At 40.6% G+C, this 22,754-nt stretch carries 21 protein-coding genes and 1 other annotated feature; all 21 genes read left to right on the forward strand.

Going from position 1 to position 22,754, the window contains the following annotated elements; translation table 11 throughout:
• The first annotated feature begins 174 nt into the window (after positions 1-174).
• The 21 genes from cysE (at position 175) to tuf (ending at position 22,227) form a co-directional block, all read left to right on the forward strand.
• Positions 175-861, forward strand: a complete 687-nt coding sequence (gene cysE, locus IPU53_RS22770) for a serine O-acetyltransferase (RefSeq protein ID WP_207453506.1) — start codon at positions 175-177, stop codon at positions 859-861.
• A complete protein-coding gene (gene cysS, locus IPU53_RS22775; RefSeq protein WP_207453508.1) occupies positions 842-2,239 on the forward strand; it encodes a cysteine--tRNA ligase in 1,398 nt (465 codons plus the stop codon). Before cysE ends, cysS begins: the two co-directional genes overlap by 20 nt.
• Before the next feature lie 5 nt (positions 2,240-2,244).
• Positions 2,245-2,649, forward strand: a complete 405-nt coding sequence (locus IPU53_RS22780; RefSeq protein WP_207453510.1) for a Mini-ribonuclease 3 — start codon at positions 2,245-2,247, stop codon at positions 2,647-2,649.
• 7 nt (positions 2,650-2,656) lie between these two features.
• Positions 2,657-3,400, forward strand: coding sequence for a 23S rRNA (guanosine(2251)-2'-O)-methyltransferase RlmB (gene rlmB / locus IPU53_RS22785; RefSeq protein ID WP_207453512.1), 744 nt, complete (start codon positions 2,657-2,659; stop codon positions 3,398-3,400).
• A gap of 3 nt (positions 3,401-3,403) precedes the next feature.
• Entirely contained in the window at positions 3,404-3,913 is a 510-nt protein-coding gene (locus tag IPU53_RS22790; protein ID WP_207453513.1) for an NYN domain-containing protein, read from the forward strand.
• A 42-nt stretch (positions 3,914-3,955) separates the two neighbouring features.
• Positions 3,956-4,633 (forward strand): RNA polymerase sporulation sigma factor SigH, encoded by a 678-nt coding sequence (sigH, locus tag IPU53_RS22795; protein WP_207453539.1) that lies wholly within the window; start codon positions 3,956-3,958, stop codon positions 4,631-4,633.
• An 84-nt stretch (positions 4,634-4,717) separates the two neighbouring features.
• Positions 4,718-4,867 (forward strand): 50S ribosomal protein L33, encoded by a 150-nt coding sequence (gene rpmG / locus IPU53_RS22800; RefSeq protein WP_207453516.1) that lies wholly within the window; start codon positions 4,718-4,720, stop codon positions 4,865-4,867.
• Between the two features lie 101 nt (positions 4,868-4,968).
• Complete coding sequence (gene secE, locus IPU53_RS22805; protein WP_207453518.1) at positions 4,969-5,154, forward strand: preprotein translocase subunit SecE; 186 nt, start codon at positions 4,969-4,971, stop codon at positions 5,152-5,154.
• Between the two features lie 391 nt (positions 5,155-5,545).
• On the forward strand, positions 5,546-6,082 hold the full coding sequence (nusG, locus tag IPU53_RS22810) for a transcription termination/antitermination protein NusG (protein ID WP_207453520.1): 537 nt from the start codon (positions 5,546-5,548) through the stop codon (positions 6,080-6,082).
• A 153-nt stretch (positions 6,083-6,235) separates the two neighbouring features.
• On the forward strand, positions 6,236-6,661 hold the full coding sequence (rplK, locus tag IPU53_RS22815) for a 50S ribosomal protein L11 (RefSeq protein ID WP_057985510.1): 426 nt from the start codon (positions 6,236-6,238) through the stop codon (positions 6,659-6,661).
• 380 nt (positions 6,662-7,041) lie between these two features.
• Positions 7,042-7,731 carry a 50S ribosomal protein L1 gene (gene rplA, locus IPU53_RS22820; RefSeq protein WP_207453521.1) on the forward strand — a complete coding sequence of 230 codons (690 nt, stop codon included), beginning with the start codon at positions 7,042-7,044 and terminating at the stop codon, positions 7,729-7,731.
• Positions 7,732-7,781: 50 nt separating this feature from the next.
• Positions 7,782-7,934 (forward strand) — a sequence feature (ribosomal protein L10 leader region).
• A 41-nt stretch (positions 7,935-7,975) separates the two neighbouring features.
• A complete protein-coding gene (gene rplJ / locus IPU53_RS22825; protein WP_207453522.1) occupies positions 7,976-8,476 on the forward strand; it encodes a 50S ribosomal protein L10 in 501 nt (166 codons plus the stop codon).
• Positions 8,477-8,572: 96 nt separating this feature from the next.
• Positions 8,573-8,938, forward strand: coding sequence for a 50S ribosomal protein L7/L12 (gene rplL / locus IPU53_RS22830; RefSeq protein WP_057985517.1), 366 nt, complete (start codon positions 8,573-8,575; stop codon positions 8,936-8,938).
• A gap of 188 nt (positions 8,939-9,126) precedes the next feature.
• A complete protein-coding gene (locus tag IPU53_RS22835) occupies positions 9,127-9,723 on the forward strand; it encodes a class I SAM-dependent methyltransferase (protein ID WP_207453523.1) in 597 nt (198 codons plus the stop codon).
• Positions 9,724-10,135: 412 nt separating this feature from the next.
• Entirely contained in the window at positions 10,136-13,690 is a 3,555-nt protein-coding gene (gene rpoB, locus IPU53_RS22840; protein ID WP_207453524.1) for a DNA-directed RNA polymerase subunit beta, read from the forward strand.
• A 57-nt stretch (positions 13,691-13,747) separates the two neighbouring features.
• Positions 13,748-17,344, forward strand: a complete 3,597-nt coding sequence (gene rpoC, locus IPU53_RS22845) for a DNA-directed RNA polymerase subunit beta' (protein ID WP_207453525.1) — start codon at positions 13,748-13,750, stop codon at positions 17,342-17,344.
• A 149-nt stretch (positions 17,345-17,493) separates the two neighbouring features.
• On the forward strand, positions 17,494-17,742 hold the full coding sequence (locus IPU53_RS22850; protein WP_207453526.1) for a 50S ribosomal protein L7ae-like protein: 249 nt from the start codon (positions 17,494-17,496) through the stop codon (positions 17,740-17,742).
• Positions 17,743-17,842: 100 nt separating this feature from the next.
• Positions 17,843-18,262 (forward strand): 30S ribosomal protein S12, encoded by a 420-nt coding sequence (gene rpsL, locus IPU53_RS22855; RefSeq protein ID WP_057985527.1) that lies wholly within the window; start codon positions 17,843-17,845, stop codon positions 18,260-18,262.
• A gap of 42 nt (positions 18,263-18,304) precedes the next feature.
• Positions 18,305-18,775 carry a 30S ribosomal protein S7 gene (gene rpsG / locus IPU53_RS22860; RefSeq protein ID WP_207453533.1) on the forward strand — a complete coding sequence of 157 codons (471 nt, stop codon included), beginning with the start codon at positions 18,305-18,307 and terminating at the stop codon, positions 18,773-18,775.
• Positions 18,776-18,835: 60 nt separating this feature from the next.
• Complete coding sequence (gene fusA, locus IPU53_RS22865) at positions 18,836-20,914, forward strand: elongation factor G (protein ID WP_207453535.1); 2,079 nt, start codon at positions 18,836-18,838, stop codon at positions 20,912-20,914.
• A 125-nt stretch (positions 20,915-21,039) separates the two neighbouring features.
• Entirely contained in the window at positions 21,040-22,227 is a 1,188-nt protein-coding gene (tuf, locus tag IPU53_RS22870; RefSeq protein ID WP_207453537.1) for an elongation factor Tu, read from the forward strand.
• Positions 22,228-22,754 lie beyond the last annotated feature (527 nt).

Here is a 22,754-nt window from a genome sequence, read left to right on the forward strand (position 1 = left end):
TCGGCGTTGCGCTTTTCTTAATTACATCCAAGCAGAGTGGAACCGCGCCAAGGCGTCTCTGATTGATTCAGGGCGTCTTTTTTGTTGTTTACAGCAATAATACTTTAGATTCGAATATATGCCTTGGGTAGAAGTTCAAAAAACAAGGTTCACTTTAGAAAGGGGCCATCACGCATGTTTAAACATTTGAAAGAAGATATTAAGACAGTGTTTGACCAAGATCCTGCGGCTCGTAGCACACTCGAAGTTCTCTTAACATATTCAGGTTTGCATGCGATATGGGCTCATCGTCTAGCACATCCTTTGTATAAACGGAAATTATTTTTTCTCGCAAGAATCGTATCGCAAGTTAGCCGTTTTTTTACAGGGATAGAGATTCATCCAGGTGCTGTCATCGGTCGCCGCTTTTTTATGGACCATGGCATGGGGATTGTCATTGGAGAAACATGTGAAATCGGTGATGACGTTATTGTCTATCAAGGCGTGACATTAGGAGGTACTGGAAAAGAGAAGGGGAAGCGACATCCTACCCTTGAAAATAGCACCTTAATCGCCGCAGGAGCGAAGGTATTAGGGGACATTGTTATTGGAGAAAATTCCAAAGTTGGAGCAGGTTCAGTCGTTCTAAAGGATGTCCCTGCCAATTCTACTGTTGTAGGAATTCCAGGAAGGGTTGTCGTTCAAGATGGTATGCGGCTGAGACAGGATCTAAATCATTGTGATTTACCGGATCCAATGTTAGACAAATTGACAGAGATGGAACGAGAAATAAAGAAGTTACAACAAGAACTAACTCTTTTAAAAACGAAGGATGTAACCAATCGAAAGGAGTCTTCGGTACATGACCATTCAAATTTATAATACCTTAACAAGAAAAAAGGAAACATTTCAACCGATGGAAACAGGGAAGGTTAAAATGTATGTCTGTGGCCCGACCGTTTATAACTATATTCATATTGGAAATGCAAGACCTGCGATCGTGTTTGATAGCGTGCGCCGCTACTTAGAATATAGAGGGTATGAAGTCCAATTTGTCTCTAATTTTACGGATGTCGATGATAAATTAATTAAAACAGCGAAAGAACTTAAATCCGATGTCCCAGCCATTGCGGAGAAATTTATTCAAGCTTATTTTGAAGATGTTTCAGCACTTGGTTGTAAGGAAGCGGATTTCCACCCACGTGTGACGGAAAATATGGATGAAATTATTGAATTTATTGATCTATTGGTGCAAAAGGGCTATGCCTATGAATCTGCAGGGGATGTCTATTACCGCACAAGGAAATTTGCGGACTACGGGAAACTTTCTCACCAGTCGATTGACGATTTAAAAATGGGGGCTCGCATACAAGTAGGCGAGAAGAAAGAAGACGAATTAGATTTTGCGCTCTGGAAGGCCGCAAAAGAAGGAGAAATTGCTTGGGATAGCCCGTGGGGTAGAGGAAGGCCTGGTTGGCATATTGAATGCTCGGCAATGGCAAGAAAATACCTTGGAGATAGGATTGATATTCATGCTGGTGGGCAGGATTTAGCCTTTCCACATCACGAAAATGAAATTGCGCAAACGGAAGCTTTGACTGAGGAACCATTTGCCAATTATTGGATGCATAATGGTTATATCAATATCAATAATGAGAAAATGTCAAAATCACTAGGTAATTTTGTGTTAGTCCATGATATTCTCAAAAAAGTCGATCCACAGGTTCTTCGTTTCTTTATGCTATCTGTTCATTACCGTAATCCAATTAATTTCAATGATGAGCTCCTTAAAAATGCGGGAGTTGCACTTGATCGATTGCGAACATCTTATCAGAACTTAAAGCACCGTCTAGCAGCAAGTGCTAATTTGGCTGTTGATGATCAAGAGTGGTTAGATAAGATTAAACAGCTTGTCAGCACTTTTGAAAAGGAAATGGATGATGACTTTAACACAGCTGATGGGATTACAGTACTTTTTGAGTTAGCAAAACAAGGAAATCTTTATGTACGGCAAGATAACACATCTACTAATGTCATTGATGCATTTTTAACTACGTTCGAAGAACTCTTCTCTGTGCTAGGGTTGAAAATTAAACAAGATGAACTTCTGGATGAAGAAGTTGATCAATTGATCGAGCAAAGACTTGAGGCCAGGAAAAACCGTGATTTCGCGTTAGCTGACCAAATAAGAGATCAACTAAAAGAAATGAATATTGTTTTAGAGGATACCCGCCAAGGCACTAGATGGAAAAGAGGGTAACGGGAATGGAGCCAAATGTGAAGGACTATCAGCAATTGAATGGCTTAGCACTTGCTTATATGGGTGATGCCGTTTTTGAGGTTTATATTCGGCATCACCTCTTAAAAAAAGGAAAAACGAAGCCACATAAGCTTCATGTCGAGGCAACCCATTTTGTATCAGCGAAAGCACAGGCCATTATTTTAAAGCAGCTTTTGGCAAAAAACTTTTTTACGGATGAAGAGTTAGCTGTTATGAGACGAGGGAGAAATGCAAAATCCGGGACGATTCCTAAAAATACTGATGTGCAAACATATCGACATAGTACAGCCTTTGAAGCTGTAGTAGGTTGGATTTATTTATCCAATAATCAAGCACGGCTAGATGAAATGATGGAAGAATCGATTCGAAACATTGAAAACGGGGAGTGAATCAAACATGAGTAAAGAGTGGATTGCTGGCAAAAATCCAGTTATGGAAGCTTTAAAGTCTGACAGAGGCATCCATAAAATTTGGATAGCTGAAGGTTCACAAAAGGGCTCGATGCCACAGATTATCAAGCTTGCTAAGGAACGAAATATTTTAGTTCAATTTGTCCCGAAGCAGAAAATAGACCCATTAGTTAGCGCAAATCATCAAGGTGTGGTGGCACAGGTCGCTGCACACCAATATGCGGAACTAGATGATCTCTTTGAAGTAGCTAGTAAGAGGGAGGAAGCTCCGTTTTTTCTTATCCTCGATGAACTGGAGGATCCTCACAATCTTGGTTCCATTTTACGTACAGCGGATGCATCAGGTGTTCATGGAATTATTATTCCGAAACATCGCTCTGTAGGATTAACAGCTACGGTTGCAAAGCTTTCAACAGGAGCAATTGAATATGTGCCTGTTGCAAGAGTAACCAATATTTCAAGGACGATCGATGAATTAAAGTCACGTGGTGTTTGGATATTTGGAACGGAAGCAAAGGGGAGTGAGGATTATCGAAAAATGGATGCCACAATGCCCCTTGCATTAGTAATTGGGAATGAAGGGAAAGGCATGGGCCGATTAGTTCGAGATAAATGTGATTTTCTTATCCATTTGCCTATGATCGGTCATGTCTCATCACTTAATGCATCCGTAGCAGCCTCGTTGTTGATGTATGAAGTGCTACGGAAACGCTCGCCCATTGAGGATTAAACAATGGATATCCTGATTGTGGATGGCTATAACATCATTGGTGCTTGGTCAGAATTAATTGAGCTTAAGATGAAAGACCTTGCTTCTGCACGAGATCGCCTTATTGAGATCATGGCAGATTACCAAGGGTTTACGGGACGTAAAGTGATCATTGTTTTTGATGCCTATGAAGTAAAAGGAATTGAAAAAAGGTACCAAAATCATAAGATAGAAATAATTTTTACCAAAATAGAAGAAACAGCAGATGAAAGAATTGAAAAGCTGGCGATTGAATTAAGTAATAGACGCACACAAATTTACGTCGCCACATCCGATTTTACAGAACAATGGGCAATTTTCGGCCAAGGGGCATTAAGACTCTCTGCTCGTGAGCTGTTAATAGAAGTTCAAACGATTGATAAAAGCATTGGGAAAAGCTTAAAAAGGACAAGGGAAAAAGTACCTTCTGCCAAAATTCCTTTGAGCGAAGAGGTTGCCGAAATCTTTGAGAAATGGCGACGTGGTTTAAAATAAGGTTGACGTATGAAAATTCAGTTATGTATAATGATTCTATCTATGGATCTAAGGGTGGGGAATAGAGTGACCTCGAATATCAGACTAGACAGCGGCATCAATTATGACATACTGGAAGATGAAGAGTTGATCGAACTGATTCAAGAAGGAGAAAGTGAAGCACTGGATTACCTCATAAAAAAATACCGTAATTTTGTTAGGGCGAAGGCGAGGGCCTACTTTTTAATAGGTGCGGATCGTGAAGACATTGTACAAGAAGGTATGATTGGACTTTACAAAGCGATCCGTGATTTCAAAGAAGATAAACTGGCTTCTTTTAAAGCTTTTGCAGAGCTTTGTATTACGAGACAAATCATTACAGCTATTAAGACAGCCACCCGCCAAAAACATATCCCACTTAATTCTTATGTATCATTGGACAAGCCTATTTATGATGAAGAATCAGACCGGACATTAATGGATGTAATCTCAGGGGCGAAAATTTTAGACCCTGAGGAGCTTTTAATCAATCGGGAAAAGATTCATAATATTGAAGCCAAAGTGATGGAATTATTAAGCGATTTAGAAAGAAAAGTATTGGCTCTCTATCTAGATGGCAGATCCTACCAGGAAATATCTGATGAGTTGGATCGCCACGTAAAGTCAATTGATAACGCTTTACAAAGAGTGAAGAGAAAGCTAGAGCGTTATCTGGAATTACGAGAGTTCGGTGTTTGGTAATGAGAGTTCATATTGACAGAACTCGGCTTACGTGATATTTTTTAAAAGATATAAGAAAGAAAGCCTAGAGAGCGAGTGTTAGATGTGAAAAATAGCGTCGCATTAGCCTGTGTAGATTGTGGATCACGTAATTATTCGACCGATAAAAATCCGAAAGCGACCTCTACTCGCTTGGAACTAAGAAAATTTTGTAAGAACTGTCAAACTCATACTATTCATAAAGAAACAAAATAATATTTTTGATATATTAGAGGATGTTCAAAAAGTCTGGTAAAAGGACACTGTGAATTTCTGCGTTTTGAACATACTTTTAGTAAAACTTTGGAGGTACGATCATGTCAAGCGTAATGCAATTCTTTCGCAATGTCCGCTCAGAAATGAGGAAGGTCAGTTGGCCACGCCGAAAGGAATTAACTAGCTACACCATTACTGTTGTAACCACTGTTGCCTTATTAGCGCTTTTCTTTGCAGGTGTAGATTATATCATTTCGTATTTTATGCGTTTCATTCTTGGAAATTAAAATAGATATTTAGTTATTGTATAACTTTTAAGAACTCATGATATAATGGAGTTATATTACTTTTTATCAAGCCCGGTCCTCGGGTTTTTTGAGTTGTGGTAAGAAAAGCGGAAGACGGCGTTTATGGGCAACAGGCAAATGTTCCTGAACCTAGAAAGGGCGCGCCGTCCTGGCGCAACGTCGTTCTGACCAACATCCTGTTGGGCTAGATAAAGGAAACACGGCGAAGCATGAGCCGATGCTGACTTATCGAAGGAAGAAAATGTAAATTTTCTAGTCGCTAGGCGCTAGAGCTAGACAAAGAAAAGTGCAAGCGTGCGTTAAACGGTGTTCGATTTCAAGAACTAGAGAAGTACTAGTAATAGGGAGGGAAGGACAAGCGTCCTAATCAATGGAAAAAAACTGGTATGTTGTCCATACGTATTCTGGTTACGAAAATAAAGTGAAAACAAATCTCGAGAAGCGTGTAGAAACAATGGGAATGGAAGATAAAATTTTTAGAGTGATCGTTCCGGAAGATGAAGAAACAGATATAAAGAACGGGAAAAAGAAAGTGGTAAAAAAGAAAGTATTTCCAGGTTATGTGCTAGTGGAAATTATTATGACGGATGATTCCTGGTATGTCGTGCGAAATACACCTGGTGTTACGGGATTCGTTGGTTCATCGGGATCAGGATCAAAACCAACTGCATTACTTCCAGAAGAGATAGATTTCATTCTAAAACGAATGGGATTAGAAGACAAAAATCTAGATGTTCATTTTGAAATTGGCGAAACGGTTACAGTGAAAGAAGGACCTTTTGCGAATTTTACAGGCAAGGTTGAAGATTTAGATGCAACAAAGGGAAAAGTAAAAGTGATGGTCAATATGTTCGGAAGAGAAACGCCTGTTGAACTCGATTTTGGGCAAATTGATAAATTAAACTAACAACAACTTGAAATTACTTGTGAAAAGTGATAATATCTTTTAAGTCAAGTAGGTGTCTTAATTGAAGGATATTGATCATTGACTATTTTTATCATGAGTGGGAGGGTGTCAAAACCCCATTACCACATCACGGACTTTAAGGAGGTGCGTCTCGTGGCTAAAAAAGTAATCAAACTTGTAAAATTACAAATTCCTGCAGGTAAAGCGAATCCAGCTCCACCAGTAGGGCCGGCACTCGGTCAAGCAGGTGTAAATATTATGGGATTCTGTAAAGAATTCAATGCTCGTACTGCAGATCAAGCAGGATTAATTATCCCTGTAGAAATTACAGTATTTGAGGATCGTTCCTTTACATTTATCACCAAAACTCCACCCGCTGCAGTTCTTTTAAAGAAAGCAGCTGGAATTGATTCCGGTTCTGGTGAACCTAACAAAAAAACAGTTGCTGTTGTAAAACGTGACAAAGTGCGTGAAATTGCAGAAACAAAAATGCCTGACTTAAATGCTGCAAGTGTTGAAGCTGCCATGCAAATGGTTGAAGGTACAGCACGTAGCATGGGTATCAAAATCGAAGACTGATCGATTTCCAGTGCATAAACAAGGTTACTGTGAGAGGAAGGCTGGGACCGTTCAGCCTTCCTTTATTGCTTAAAACCAAGGTTTTACACTCCGTCTGTAGAAGACGGGATTCCTAGTGCGGTGGTTATGTTCAACTATAATCATTAGTACTAGCGCTTTTCTTGATCTAGCTCCGGCGCCTAGCCCCGAGAAAGAAGTTCACAGGATGTGAGTTCATCGGCGAAGACATAGCCGGTGTTCCACTAAATGAGCTGAGCCAATAAAGTCAAAACCAGACTTTTCTTGTCTCGGAACATTTGCTTGTCGGGACTGACTGAGGTGCTTGAGCTTTTCAACGTGGGAGGTCATTCCGCTAAAACCACATTACAGGAGGAAATAAAATGGCTAAAAAAGGTAAAAAATACACTGACGCTTTAAAACAAATTGATCGTTCAAAATCTTATCCAATCGCAGAGGCAATTGAACTTGCGAAAAAGGTGGATTTCACTAAATTTGATGCAACTGTTGATGCGTCTTTCCGTTTAGGAATTGATACGAAAAAGGCTGATCAGCAAATCCGTGGTGCCGTTGTTCTACCAAATGGTACTGGTAAAACACAACGTGTACTTGTATTTGCAAAAGGTGAAAAGGCGAAGGAAGCAGAAGCTGCTGGTGCTGATTATGTAGGGGAAGCAGATTACATTAACAAAATTAACCAAGGCTGGTTCGATTTTGATGTTGTCGTAGCAACACCTGACATGATGGGAGAAGTTGGTAAACTAGGTCGTACTCTTGGACCAAAAGGTTTGATGCCAAATCCTAAGACAGGTACAGTTACATTTGATGTAGAAAAAGCTGTAAATGAAATTAAGGCTGGTAAAGTAGAATACCGTGCGGATAAAGCGGGAATTATTCATGTGCCAATCGGGAAAGTATCTTTCGGTGATGAAAAGCTCATTGAAAACTACAATACAATCCTTGATACATTAACTAAAGCAAAACCAGCTTCTTCAAAAGGTAAATATTTTAAAAACATCACAGTTTCTACAACAATGGGACCTGGCTTACGCGTAGAATCTGCATCTTTATAAAGATATTGACTTACAGCAATGCTATCTGGTATGATAGTAGCTGTTGAAAATAAAATATAACATTTGTACCGTAGACAGCAGGTGCTAGTATGGCTCGTAGTTACTAGCTTAATTTCCCGCCGAGGTTCTTGCTATAAACTCAATTATTTGTATTGAGGGCAAAAAACCTCCATGTCTATGTATGGAGGTTTTTTGCTTCATGTACATAGGTATAAATGTCATTTTGAATCAGGGAGGTGTAAGAATGAGCGCAATTATTGAACAAAAGAAACAACTTGTGGATGAAATTAAAGAAAAATTTCAATCAAGTGTTTCGACCGTTGTAGTTGATTACCGTGGTTTAACTGTAGGACAGGTCACTGAACTTCGTAAGCAACTTCGTGAAGCGGGAATTGATTTTAAAGTTTACAAAAACACTATGACTCGCCGCGCGGCAGAAGCAGCTAACTTAGAGGGACTTCAGGATGCTCTTACAGGACCGAATGCTATTGCATTCAGTACTGACGATGTTGTAGCACCTGCGAAAATCCTTAACGAGTTTGCGAAAAAGAATGAAGCACTAGAAATTAAAGCAGGTGTGATTGAAGGGAATCTAGCTTCTGTTGAAGAAGTGAAGGCTCTTGCTGAACTCCCATCTCGCGAAGGCTTGCTTTCTATGTTGCTTAGTGTTCTTCAAGCGCCAGTGCGTAACTTGGCTCTTGCTACAAAAGCAGTTGCTGATCAAAAAGAAGAACAAGGTGCTTAATAGGCAAATCAGTTATTCGGACTTTGTCTTGAACGGTGCGATATGATAACGAAAATGTATAGATACTAATAAACCAATAAATGGAGGAAAACAATCATGACGAAAGAACAAATCATCGATGCTGTCAAAGAAATGACAGTTCTTGAACTAAACGATCTTGTTAAAGCAATTGAAGAAGAATTTGGTGTAACAGCTGCTGCTCCTGTTGCAGTTGCTGGTGGCGCTGCTGGTGGCGAAGCTGCTGCAGAGCAAACTGAATTTGATGTTATCCTTGCTGGTGCAGGCGGCCAAAAAATTAAAGTCATCAAAGTTGTACGTGAAGTAACAGGCCTTGGCTTGAAAGAAGCAAAAGAACTTGTTGATAACGCTCCTAAGCCAATCAAAGAAGGAGCTTCTAAAGAAGAAGCTGAAGAAATCAAAGGAAAACTTGAAGAAGTTGGAGCAGAAGTCGAAGTTAAGTAAGCATCTGCTAAATAAAAAGCTCGCTGTCTAATGGCGAGCTTTTTTGCCTAAGCTTTTCTTTGAGGGATAACGTTAGCTAGAATATAATCCTGCGAGTGATGAAGTGTTATATTCTAGATTCCATCTAAGTGAACCTACTGATATTGAAAATATCTAATAGTTAGGTTTAAAAAAGGGGGCTGCGGTGATTGGTGGATCATTACTATTCTCGTCAACCGGAAATTGCGAGTAACCCAATTTATTGGGATGCAACCTTGCGGGATCACTTGCTTCGATTCAAAACAGACCAAGGTGTCTTTTCAAAGAAAGAAGTTGATTTTGGCTCACGCTTTTTAATTGAAACCTTTCAAGCCCCGACCGAAGGAATGATTTTAGATGTCGGTTGTGGCTATGGACCGATTGGGCTCAGCTTAGCGAAAGAATATCCTGACCGACTGGTTCACATGATAGATATTAATCAAAGGGCGCTAGACTTGGCTAAAGAAAATGCCGAGATCAATAAGATCCGTAACGTTAAGATCTACGAAAGTGATGGACTTTTAAATGTCGAGGAAAAGAATCTCTCTGCGATCATTACCAATCCGCCGATTCGAGCGGGCAAACAAATTGTATATCGAATGTTTGAGCAGAGTTTTCAACATCTAAAGGCGGAAGGCGAACTTTGGGTCGTCATTCAGAAAAAGCAAGGAGCACCATCTGCGAAAGCCAAATTAGAAGAGATATTCCGCGATGTGGAAATCCTAGCAAAAAGAAAAGGCTACTATATTTTAAAAGCAAAAAAATGATTGACCTTGCTGGCCTTTTGTGATAACGTTGTATAATGCTAATATAGTGTTTTCTGATTTATTGCCAAATTAATCAATAGAAGTATGGATCTTGGCAAAGTTGGAAAAGATTATAAAATAATAGTTCGTAATATGAAAAATGTGGTTTTCAAAGCAAAACCCTTTTTCTTTTTGTCTAAGGATATCGCATTTTTTCTAGAATCTCTTGAGAAAATGTCACTATGAATGAGTGTTCATAAAGGATGATAAAAAGGATCAAGAAGTTCGAGGCGGCGCAGTTTCGAGCAGCGGAATGTATGCTTTTAAATACATGAGCAGCACAGAAACAAGCCAACGAAGAAATTCGCAGTGTCATTTTTATCGGAAATTTTGAACAACCTATTAAAATGCACTATTTTGAGGGGTGAATCAGTTGACAGGTCAACTTGTTCAGTACGGACGGCACCGCCAGCGTAGGAGCTTTGCTCGTATTAGTGAAGTATTGGAGCTGCCGAACCTTATCGAAATCCAAACTTCTTCTTATCAATGGTTTCTTGATGAAGGTTTAAAGGAAATGTTCCAAGATATTTCTCCAATTGAAGATTTCGCCGGAAATCTATCACTGGAATTTATTGATTACAGTTTAGGTGATCCCAAGTATTCTGTTGAAGAGTCAAAAGAGCGTGATGCAACATACTCGGCTCCGCTTCGAGTGAAATTGCGTCTCGTGAATAAGGAAACAGGTGAAGTAAAAGATCAAGATGTATTTATGGGAGATTTCCCATTGATGACAGAAATGGGCACATTTATTATTAATGGAGCCGAACGTGTCATCGTATCACAATTAGTGCGCTCACCGAGTGTTTACTATAGTGGTAAGCTTGATAAAAATGGTAAAAAAGGATTTACCGCTACTGTTATTCCAAACAGAGGGGCTTGGCTAGAATACGAAACAGATGCAAAGGACGTTGTATATGTCCGCATTGATCGTACAAGAAAACTACCAGTAACCGTGCTATTGCGTGCACTTGGTTTTGGCTCTGATCAAGAAATCATCGATTTAATTGGTGACAACGAATATCTTAGAAATACACTAGAAAAAGATAACACAGAAAGTATTGAGAAAGCTTTATTAGAAATATATGAACGTCTTCGTCCTGGAGAGCCTCCAACTGTGGAGAATGCACGTAACTTGCTGATATCGCGTTTCTTTGATCCAAAGCGTTATGACCTCGCGAATGTTGGTCGTTACAAAATAAATAAAAAGTTGCATATTAAGAATCGTCTATTTGGTCAAAGATTGGCGGAGTCATTAGCTGATCCTGAGACGGGTGAAATCATTGCCGAAAAAGGTACAGTATTAGATCGTCGTACTTTAGACAAAATTCTTCCATCACTTGAAAATGGCGCTGGTTTCAAAACATGCAGCCAACAATCAGGTGTCTTAGATGAGGATATTGTCGTACAGTCGATTAAAATATATGCACCTAATGATGATGATGAGAAAGTCATAAATGTAATTGGAAATGCCTATGTCGAAGAAGAGATTAAAAACATCACACCTGCTGACATCATCTCTTCTATTAGTTATTTCTTTGATTTGTTATATGATGTTGGCGATACAGACGATATTGACCATTTAGGAAATCGCCGTCTTCGTTCTGTTGGGGAGTTGTTACAAAACCAATTTAGAATTGGGCTTTCCCGAATGGAAAGAGTCGTAAAAGAACGTATGTCCATTCAAGATGTGAATACGATCACGCCACAGCAATTAATTAATATTCGTCCAGTGATTGCGTCGATAAAGGAATTCTTTGGAAGTTCTCAGCTTTCTCAATTTATGGACCAAACCAATCCACTTGCTGAATTAACACATAAGCGTCGTTTATCAGCACTAGGACCTGGCGGTCTTACTCGTGAAAGGGCTGGAATGGAAGTACGTGACGTACACTATTCTCACTATGGGCGTATGTGTCCAATTGAGACACCAGAAGGGCCAAATATTGGGTTAATTAACTCTTTATCGACATTTGCCAAGGTGAATCGTTTTGGTTTTATCGAAACGCCATATCGCCGGGTTGATCCTGAGACAGGATCGCTAACAGATCAAATTGATTATTTGACTGCTGATGAAGAAGATAATTATGTCGTCGCACAAGCAAATGCCCCGCTTTCTGACGAAGGTGCATTTGTTAATGATGAAGTAATAGCTCGTTTTCGCGGTGAGAACACAGTAGTGAGAAAAGAACGCATTGACTATATGGATGTATCGCCAAAACAGGTTGTTTCTGCTGCTACTGCTTGTATCCCGTTCCTTGAGAACGATGATTCAAACCGTGCTTTGATGGGAGCGAACATGCAACGACAAGCTGTTCCGCTTATGAAACCAGAAGCTCCTCTAGTTGGAACTGGAATGGAATATGTTTCTGCTAAAGACTCTGGAGCTGCGGTGATTTGTAAGCATAATGGTATTGTTGAACATGTTGAGGCTCGTGAAGTTTGGGTGCGAAATACACAGGATGTGGATGGTCAAGAAGTAAAAGGCGACTTGCGTAAGTATCGAATGCAGAAGTTTATTCGTTCTAATCAAGGGACCTGTTATAATCAACGTCCAATCGTAAGTGTTGGAGATCGTGTAACCAAAGGGGAAATCTTGGGAGATGGCCCTTCCATGGATCTAGGTGAGCTTGCGCTAGGAAGAAACGTGCTCGTTGCCTTCATGACATGGGAAGGTTACAACTATGAAGATGCGATCATTATGAGTGAACGATTAGTAAAAGATGATGTTTATACATCTATTCACATAGAAGAATATGAATCAGAAGCCCGTGATACAAAGCTAGGACCTGAAGAAATGACACGTGATATTCCGAACGTTGGGGAAGATGCCCTGCGCAATTTGGATGAACGAGGCATTATTAGGGTTGGAGCAGAAGTAAAAGACGGCGATCTGCTTGTAGGAAAAGTAACACCGAAAGGAGTTACTGAGCTTACAGCTGAAGAAAGATTATTGCATGCTATTTTCGGTGAAAAGGCACGTGAGGTTCGAGACACTTCTCTTCGTGTTCCACATGGAGGAGAAGGGATTGTCCTTGATGTGAAAATTTTCAACCGTGAAGATGGAGACGAACTACCACCAGGTGTAAATCAGCTTGTTCGTGTGTATATTGTCCAAAAGCGGAAAATTTCCGAAGGGGACAAGATGGCTGGACGACATGGTAACAAAGGGGTAATTTCTCGCATTCTTCCGGAAGAAGATATGCCGTATATGCCGGACGGTACTCCTGTTGATGTGATGTTGAACCCATTGGGTGTTCCTTCACGTATGAATATTGGTCAAGTTCTTGAGTTACATCTCGGAATGGCAGCAAGAGGACTTAAACTCCATATGGCATCACCTGTTTTTGATGGAGCGACTGAGGAAGATGTTTGGGATACAATTGAAGAATCAGGAATGGCGCGAGACGCTAAGACAATCCTATATGATGGTCGAACAGGTGAACCATTTGATAATAGGGTATCTGTTGGAGTCATGTACATGATCAAACTGGCTCACATGGTTGATGATAAATTACACGCACGTTCCACTGGTCCTTACTCACTTGTTACACAGCAACCGCTTGGCGGGAAGGCTCAATTTGGTGGCCAACGATTTGGTGAGATGGAAGTATGGGCGTTAGAAGCCTACGGGGCAGCTTATACACTTCAAGAAATATTGACTGTTAAATCGGATGATGTTGTAGGTCGTGTAAAAACGTATGAATCAATTGTCAAAGGTGATAATGTACCTGACCCTGGTGTACCAGAATCATTTAAAGTTCTCATAAAAGAGCTTCAGAGCTTAGGTATGGATGTGAAAATCTTATCTGGTGATGAAGAAGAAATTGAGATGCGCGAGTTAGACGATGAAGAAGATACACAGCAAGCTGACACATTAAATATTGCACCAGATACAAAAGTAGAAGAAACTGCCGCATTAAGAGAATAATTTTCTAGGTTTAGCATAATGGGTAAAAACCTGTAGACGAAAAGGGAGGTAGGCCCCTTGCTGGATGTTAATAATTTTGAGTATATGAAAATAGGCCTTGCTTCACCGGACAAAATTCGTTCTTGGTCATTCGGAGAAGTCAAGAAACCAGAAACGATTAATTATCGTACATTAAAGCCCGAAAAAGATGGTTTGTTTTGCGAACGAATTTTTGGACCTTCTAAAGATTGGGAATGTCACTGTGGGAAGTATAAACGTGTTCGTTACAAAGGCGTTGTTTGTGATCGTTGTGGTGTAGAAGTAACACGTACGAAAGTACGGAGAGAAAGAATGGGGCATATTGAATTAGCGGCTCCTGTTTCTCATATTTGGTACTTTAAAGGAATACCAAGCAGGATGGGACTTGTTTTAGACATGTCCCCTCGTGCTCTTGAAGAAATTATCTATTTTGCTTCTTACGTTGTAACAGACGTAGGAGATACAACACTAGATAAAAAACAACTTTTGTCTGAGAAGGAATATCGTTTATATCGTGAAAAATACGGTACCAAGTTCCAAGCTTCTATGGGCGCAGAGGCCATTAAGAAGCTTTTACAGGATATCGACTTGGAAAAAGAAGTAGACCAATTGAAGGACGAATTGAAGACCGCACAAGGGCAACGTCGTACACGTGCCATTAAACGTCTTGAGGTTTTAGAAGCCTTTCGCCATTCTGGGAACGATCCTGACTGGATGATTTTAGATGTTCTTCCTGTCATTCCGCCAGAATTACGCCCAATGGTGCAATTAGAAGGTGGTCGTTTTGCTACTTCGGATTTAAATGACTTATATCGTCGTGTAATCAACCGTAATAATCGACTAAAAAGATTATTAGACCTTGGAGCTCCAAGTATTATTGTTCAAAATGAGAAACGTATGCTTCAAGAAGCGGTTGATGCGTTGATTGATAATGGAAGAAGAGGAAGACCTGTTACAGGACCAGGAAATCGCCCGCTAAAATCTTTGTCTCACATGCTAAAAGGAAAACAAGGACGTTTCCGGCAAAACTTGCTTGGAAAACGGGTTGATTATTCAGGTCGTTCTGTTATTGTCGTCGGACCACATTTGAAAATGTACCAATGTGGTTTACCGAAGGAAATGGCGTTAGAGTTATTTAAGCCATTTGTTATGAAGGAACTGGTTGAAAAAAATCTTGCCCATAATATTAAGAGTGCAAAAAGGAAGATTGAACGTGTGCATCCAGAAGTTTGGGATGTCCTAGAAGATGTCATTCGTGAGCATCCTGTTCTATTGAACCGGGCGCCAACTCTTCACAGGCTTGGTATTCAGGCTTTTGAACCTACTCTTGTAGAGGGTAGAGCGATTCGTTTGCATCCACTTGTTTGTACGGCATATAATGCAGACTTTGATGGTGACCAAATGGCTGTTCACGTTCCTTTGTCTGCTGAAGCGCAAGCTGAAGCACGTATATTAATGTTAGCGGCGCAAAACATTCTAAATCCTAGAGATGGAAAGCCAGTCGTTACACCTTCTCAGGATATGGTGCTTGGAAACTATTATCTGACATTAGAGCGTGAAAATGCAGATGGAGAAGGAATGGTATTCAAGGACACAAATGAGGCATTACTTGCCTATCAAACTGGGTATGTGCACTTGCATTCGCGTATTGCGATTCATGCTAATTCTTTAGTAAACGAAACTTTTACAGATGAGCAAAGGAAGAAATTACTCGTTACAACGGTTGGTAAGATTATTTTTAACGAGATCCTTCCACCATCGTTTCCGTTTATTAATGAACCGACTGATGAAAACCTTGTTGATAATACACCGGATCGTTACTTTATTGAAACGACCGAAAATGTGAAAGAACATATTGAAAAGCAACCACTTATTCTTCCTTTTAGGAAAAAGATATTAGGTAATATTATCTCTGAAATATTCAAGAGATTCCAAGTGACGGAAACATCGAAAATGCTGGACCGCATGAAAAATCTTGGATTCAAATACTCCACTAAAGCAGGGATAACAGTTGGAGTGTCAGATATTGTTGTACTTCGTGAAAAGGAAGTCATTTTACAAGAAGCTCAAACAAAAGTAGATAACGTGATGAAGCAATTCAGACGTGGTCTGATTACTGAAGAAGAACGTTATGATCGTGTAATCTCGATCTGGAGCGCTGCAAAGGATACGATTCAAGATAAATTGATGGGCTCTTTAGAAAGATTAAATCCTATTTTCATGATGAGTGATTCAGGTGCAAGGGGTAACGCTTCTAACTTTACACAGTTAGCAGGTATGCGCGGATTGATGGCTAACCCAGCTGGTAGAATTATTGAGTTGCCGATCAAATCAAGTTTCCGTGAAGGATTAACGGTACTAGAATACTTTATCTCCACTCACGGAGCACGTAAAGGTCTAGCCGATACCGCCTTAAAAACAGCTGACTCAGGTTACTTAACACGTCGTCTTGTTGATGTAGCGCAAGATGTCATTATTCGCGAAGATGATTGTGGTACAGACCGTGGTCTTCGTGTTGCGGCGCTGAAAGATGGCACTGAAGTAATTGAGACACTAGAGGAACGTTTGATTGGGCGTTTTGCAAGAAGCAAAATTGTCCATCCGGAAACAGGGGAAATCCTTGCCCGCGAAAATGAATTAATCAATGAAGATATGGCCAAAGAAATTGAAAATGCAGGCGTGGAAGAGGCTTGGATTCGCTCAGCCTTTACATGTAATACGCGTCATGGTGTCTGTAAGAAATGTTATGGCCGCAACCTAGCTACAGGATCCATTGTAGATGTAGGAGAAGCTGTCGGTATCATAGCGGCACAATCTATTGGGGAGCCGGGTACTCAATTAACAATGAGAACCTTCCACACAGGTGGTGTTGCAGGTGACGATATTACTCAAGGTTTGCCACGTATCCAAGAGCTATTTGAAGCTCGTAATCCTAAAGGGCAATCCATCATCACTGAAATTGGCGGGGTTGTAACCTCTATTTCGGAAGGCCGTGACCGCCAGCAAGAGATTGTGATTCAAGGGAAAATTGAGTCTCGGACCTACAATGCACCATACACATCTCGCTTAAAAGTGGCGGTGAATGATGAGGTGACACGAGGTCAAGAGCTCACAGAGGGTTCTGTCGATCCGAAAGAACTTCTACGTATTCTCGATGTAAAAGCTGTTCAAGAGTATCTGTTACGTGAAGTTCAGAAAGTTTATCGTATGCAAGGGGTAGAAATTGGAGATAAGCACGTAGAAGTGATGGTTCGTCAGATGCTTAGAAAGGTCAGAGTAACAGATGCTGGAGATACAGATGTACTACCAGGTACTCTGCTTGATATCCACCAGTTTACTGAAGCGAACAACAAGACCCTATTAGAAGGGAATCAACCTGCGATTGGACGGCCGATTCTACTCGGTATTACGAAAGCATCTCTGGAGACAGATTCATTCCTATCTGCTGCTTCCTTCCAAGAAACGACTCGCGTACTTACCGATGCAGCGATCAAAGGTAAGCGAGATGAACTTCTTGGTCTGAAGGAAAATGTTATTATCGGTAAACTTGTCCCTGCTGGGACAGGAATGCAACGGTACCGTAAAATGTCCGTTGCGGCACGAAAAGAAAAAGAACAACTAGAATCAGCAGAATAACTAGCTCTAAATTGATGACCCCGTCGAGATCATCTCGGCGGGAGCATTTTTCACGATATTTTTGCAATTGTTATTGACAATGAAAATAGCAAATGATACTATATTCAAGGTGAACTTACATTAACCTGTTACTTTGGGGGTTATGACAATTGCCTTATAAAAAAGTGTTACAGGCTGAGAATGTAATCATTGGTACAAAACAGACAGTAAGAGCCCTTAAATCAGGGCATGTCCTTGAGGTTTTACTCGCATCGGATGCAGAACCGCGAATTATACATCCAATTATTCAGGTTGCTGAAGAAGTGAACGTACCTATTACTATGGTCGACTCTATGAGAGAACTTGGTAAGGCGTGCGGTATAGATGTTGGAGCAACAGCTGCTGCGATCTTAATTTAAGCTGTTTTTGCAGGGTATAAACTGCAAAAACTTGTTTTTTGCTTTAAAAAGAACCACCTGGATGTGTGGGCTTAACAAACTATGAAAGGAGGAAATATCAATGCCTACAATTAATCAATTAGTACGTAAGCGTAGAAAGTCAAAAGTTACGACTTCTGACTCACCAGCTCTTAATAAAGGCTATAATAGTTTTAAAAAGATTAATACGGATTTGTCTTCACCACAAAAGCGTGGTGTATGTACACGTGTAGGAACAATGACACCGAAAAAGCCAAACTCGGCACTACGTAAATATGCTCGTGTGCGTCTTACAAATGGAATCGAGGTAACAGCTTATATTCCAGGAATCGGCCATAACCTACAAGAACATAGTGTTGTTCTAATCCGTGGTGGTCGTGTAAAGGATTTACCGGGTGTTCGTTACCATATCGTTCGCGGCGCCTTAGATACTGCCGGTGTTGAAAATCGTGCTCAAAGCCGTTCGAAATATGGAACAAAAAAACCAAAAGCTAAAAAGTAATAAAAGAGAAATGAATGTATTTAATTGAAAGGAGGAAAGAACATGCCACGTAAAGGACCTGTAGCTAAAAGAGATGTATTGCCAGATCCACTCCATAACTCTAAGCTTGTAACTCGTTTGGTGAACAAGCTAATGGTTGATGGGAAGAAGGGAAAGGCGCAAAGTATTCTTTACTCTGCTTTTGACCTTATTCAAGAACGTGCAGGCAAAGATCCAATGGAAGTATTTGATCAAGCCTTGAAAAATATTATGCCAGTTTTAGAAGTTAGAGCTCGCCGTGTAGGTGGTGCTAACTATCAAGTACCAGTTGAAGTCCGTCCAGAACGTCGTTCAACTCTTGGATTACGTTGGTTAGTTAACTATGCTCGTCTTCGCGGAGAAAAAACGATGGAAGAGCGTTTAGCTAACGAAATTATGGATGCTGCTAATAATACTGGCGCTTCTGTGAAAAAACGTGAAGAGACTCATAAAATGGCAGAAGCAAATAAAGCATTTGCTCACTACCGCTGGTAAGATAATCCAACTATTATATATAATAGTAAAACTAATCATCCTAGGAAGGAGAAATACGAAATGCCTAGAGACTTCTCCTTAGAAAAGACACGTAATATCGGCATTATGGCCCATATTGATGCCGGTAAAACAACTACTACAGAACGTATTCTTTTCTATACAGGGCGCATTCATAAAATTGGTGAAACACATGAAGGTGCTTCACAAATGGACTGGATGGAGCAAGAGCAAGAGCGCGGTATTACGATTACATCTGCTGCAACAACAGCAGAATGGAAAGGACATCGCGTAAACATCATTGACACTCCTGGACACGTAGACTTCACCGTTGAAGTTGAACGTTCCCTGAGAGTTCTTGATGGAGCGGTTACCGTTCTTGATGCTCAATCTGGTGTTGAACCACAAACTGAAACAGTTTGGCGCCAAGCAACAACATATGGAGTGCCACGTATTGTTTTCGTTAATAAAATGGATAAGATCGGTGCTGATTTCCTTTATTCTGTTAGTACGATCCGTGATCGCTTGCAGGCTAATGCACATCCGGTTCAATTACCAATTGGAGCGGAAGACACATTTAAAGGTATGGTCGACCTTATTGAAATGAAAGCTTGGTATTATGAAAGTGATGATCCACAGGATCCAATCGAGGGAGAGATTCCTGCTGATCTTCAGGATAAAGCAGAAGAATTGCGCACAAGCTTAATTGAAGCTGTAGCAGAACTTGATGAAGATCTTATGATGAAATATCTTGAAGGTGAAGAGATTTCCGTAGAGGAATTAAAAGCCGCAATCCGCGTTGCAACATTGAAGGTAGAATTTTACCCAGTTCTTTGCGGTACAGCTTTTAAAAACAAAGGTGTTCAAAAAATGCTGGATGCGGTTATTGATTATTTACCAGCACCAACTGATATTGAGTCAATTAAAGGGATTATTCCAGATACTGATGAAGAAATTGCTCGTCATGCTGATGACAGTGAACCGTTCTCAGCACTTGCATTTAAAGTTATGACGGATCCATATGTTGGACGTCTTACGTTCTTCCGTGTTTATTCTGGACAATTGAACTCTGGATCTTACGTCCAGAACTCAACAAAAGGTAAACGTGAGCGGGTTGGACGTATTCTTTTGATGCATGCTAACCATCGTGAAGAAATCAACACTGTTTACAGTGGAGACATCGCTGCGGCAGTTGGCTTGAAAGATACGGCGACGGGGGATACATTATGTGATGAAAAGGAACTTGTTATCCTTGAATCAATGGAATTCCCGGAACCAGTTATTAGTGTTGCGGTTGAACCTAAATCCAAGGCAGACCAGGATAAAATGGGTACAGCTCTTGCTAAGTTGCAAGAAGAAGATCCAACATTCCGTGCAGAGACAAATCCTGAAACAGGTCAGGTTGTTATCTCAGGAATGGGTGAGCTTCATCTAGATGTTCTTGTTGACCGTATGAAGCGCGAATTTAAGGTTGAGGCGAATGTGGGTGCTCCACAAGTCTCTTACCGTGAAACATTCCGCACTAGTGCACAAGTTGAAGGGAAGTTCATCCGTCAGTCTGGTGGACGTGGACAATTTGGTCATGTATGGATTGAATTCAGTCCAAACGAAGAAGGAAAAGGCTTTGAATTTGAAAACGCGATTGTCGGTGGGGTTGTTCCTCGTGAATATATTCCAGCAGTTCAAGCGGGTCTTGAAGATTCAATGGATAATGGTGTCATTGCCGGATATCCTTTAATTGATATTAAGGCAAAGCTTTATGATGGATCTTATCATGATGTTGACTCCAATGAAATGGCCTTTAGAATTGCTGCTTCTATGGCTTTAAGAAATGCAGCAAAGAAATGTGATCCAGTATTGCTTGAACCACTTATGAAAGTAGAAGTTGTTATTCCTGAGGAGTATCTAGGTGATATTATGGGGGATATTACTTCTCGTCGTGGTCGTGTTGAAGGAATGGATGCACGTGGAAATGCACAGGTAGTAAAAGCCTTTGTTCCACTTTCAGAGATGTTCGGTTACGCAACATCCCTACGTTCTAATACACAAGGCCGCGGAGTCTACACAATGTTCTTTGATCACTATGAAGAAGTACCAAAGTCCATTGCTGAAGAAATTACGAAAAAAAATAACGGCGAATAATTGATTTTATTCGTACAATCGAGTATAACTACTAATAGATATGCATTGAGTCGCTAAAAAATGTTTCCTTTATTTTAAGGCGTCTCTAATACTTAGTATTTTTTAATTAAAAGGAGGATTTCCTAATGGCTAAGGAAAAATTTGATCGTTCCAAATCACATGCTAATATTGGTACTATTGGTCACGTTGACCACGGTAAAACTACTCTTACAGCTGCTATCACAACTGTTATGGCAAAGCGTGGTGGCGCAGAAGCAAGAGGCTATGATATGATCGATAACGCTCCAGAAGAGCGCGAGCGTGGAATTACAATCTCTACTTCACACGTTGAATATGAAACTGATTCTCGTCACTATGCACACGTTGACTGCCCAGGACACGCTGACTATGTTAAAAACATGATCACTGGTGCTGCCCAAATGGACGGCGCAATCCTAGTTGTTTCAGCTGCTGATGGCCCAATGCCACAAACTCGTGAGCATATTCTTTTATCACGTAACGTAGGTGTTCCTTACATCGTTGTATTTATGAACAAATGCGATATGGTAGATGACGAAGAACTACTTGAACTAGTAGAAATGGAAATTCGTGACCTTCTATCTGAATATGACTTCCCTGGAGATGACATTCCTGTAATCAAAGGTTCTGCTCTTAAAGCTCTTGAAGGCGAAGCAGAATGGGAAGAAAAAATTGATGAATTGATGGCTGCTGTTGACGAGTATATTCCAACTCCAGAGCGTGACACTGACAAGCCATTCATGATGCCTGTTGAGGATGTTTTCTCAATTACAGGACGTGGAACAGTTGCAACTGGCCGTGTTGAACGTGGTCAAGTTAAAGTCGGTGATGAGATCGAAATTATTGGTCTTGCAGAAGAAGCGGCTAAAACAACTGTAACAGGTGTTGAAATGTTCCGTAAGCTTCTAGACTATGCTGAAGCTGGTGATAACATTGGTGCACTACTTCGTGGTGTAGCTCGTGAAGATATCCAACGTGGTCAAGTATTGGCTAAACCTGGATCTATCACTCCACATACTAACTTCAAAGCTGAAGTTTATGTGCTTTCTAAAGAAGAGGGTGGACGTCATACTCCATTCTTCACAAACTATCGTCCGCAATTCTATTTCCGTACTACTGATGTAACTGGAATTGTTAATCTACCAGAAGGTACTGAAATGGTTATGCCTGGCGATAACATCGAAATGACAGTAGAATTGATCTCTCCAATCGCGATTGAAGACGGAACTCGTTTCTCTATTCGTGAAGGTGGACGTACTGTTGGTTCTGGTGTTGTAAGTAGTATTCAAAAGTAATTGAAATATGGAGCAAACAGATATCCTCTGTTTGCTCTTTTTTTGATTAGAAAGATATAAAATTCTAGCTTATGAGTAGTAGTTTGTGTTTCGGTTTAAGATTCAGCGCTAACGCCTAGCCTCGAGAAGCTCGCAGGATGCGAGTCCATCGGCGAAGACATGGGGAAGTGGCGTCCTTAGCCGATGTTCCACTAAATAAGCCTGAACCTATGAAGGGAAAAAGCCCCTTCCTAGGTTCAGGAACATCTGCTTGTCGGAGGCCAATAGGAAGTTGGTCAGAAGGGCGTTGCGCCAGGACGGCGCGAATTTAGCTGTTCATCCTTACTATGAAAGTTTGTACGTCGCTAAACGGGCGCTTGCGCTTTTGTTCAAAAGATAAGAAAGTATAAAGTTTTTCTTAAATTGCTTCAAGGCTGGGCAGTTGTTGTCCAGCTCTAGGCGCCATCGGCTCGAGGCCAAATAACCTGAGCCAATGAAAGGCAAAGAACGCCTTTCTTTGTCTCAGAACATTTGCTTGTCGCCGATAG

This window comes from Bacillus sp. SD088, from assembly GCF_017355205.1.
Lineage (GTDB): Bacteria > Bacillota > Bacilli > Bacillales > Bacillaceae_C > Lederbergia.

Coding starts and splice junctions, on each gene's coding strand:
- rplJ (WP_207453522.1), top strand. CDS start 7,976: ATGAGCGCAATTATTGAACAAAAGAAACAACTTGTGGATGAAATTAAA.
- rplL (WP_057985517.1), top strand. CDS start 8,573: ATGACGAAAGAACAAATCATCGATGCTGTCAAAGAAATGACAGTTCTT.
- IPU53_RS22780 (WP_207453510.1), top strand. CDS start 2,245: ATGGAGCCAAATGTGAAGGACTATCAGCAATTGAATGGCTTAGCACTT.
- secE (WP_207453518.1), top strand. CDS start 4,969: ATGTCAAGCGTAATGCAATTCTTTCGCAATGTCCGCTCAGAAATGAGG.
- rpsL (WP_057985527.1), top strand. CDS start 17,843: ATGCCTACAATTAATCAATTAGTACGTAAGCGTAGAAAGTCAAAAGTT.
- IPU53_RS22790 (WP_207453513.1), top strand. CDS start 3,404: ATGGATATCCTGATTGTGGATGGCTATAACATCATTGGTGCTTGGTCA.
- rlmB (WP_207453512.1), top strand. CDS start 2,657: ATGAGTAAAGAGTGGATTGCTGGCAAAAATCCAGTTATGGAAGCTTTA.
- cysS (WP_207453508.1), top strand. CDS start 842: ATGACCATTCAAATTTATAATACCTTAACAAGAAAAAAGGAAACATTT.
- cysE (WP_207453506.1), top strand. CDS start 175: ATGTTTAAACATTTGAAAGAAGATATTAAGACAGTGTTTGACCAAGAT.
- rplA (WP_207453521.1), top strand. CDS start 7,042: ATGGCTAAAAAAGGTAAAAAATACACTGACGCTTTAAAACAAATTGAT.
- tuf (WP_207453537.1), top strand. CDS start 21,040: ATGGCTAAGGAAAAATTTGATCGTTCCAAATCACATGCTAATATTGGT.
- sigH (WP_207453539.1), top strand. CDS start 3,956: ATGGATCTAAGGGTGGGGAATAGAGTGACCTCGAATATCAGACTAGAC.
- nusG (WP_207453520.1), top strand. CDS start 5,546: ATGGAAAAAAACTGGTATGTTGTCCATACGTATTCTGGTTACGAAAAT.
- rpsG (WP_207453533.1), top strand. CDS start 18,305: ATGCCACGTAAAGGACCTGTAGCTAAAAGAGATGTATTGCCAGATCCA.
- fusA (WP_207453535.1), top strand. CDS start 18,836: ATGCCTAGAGACTTCTCCTTAGAAAAGACACGTAATATCGGCATTATG.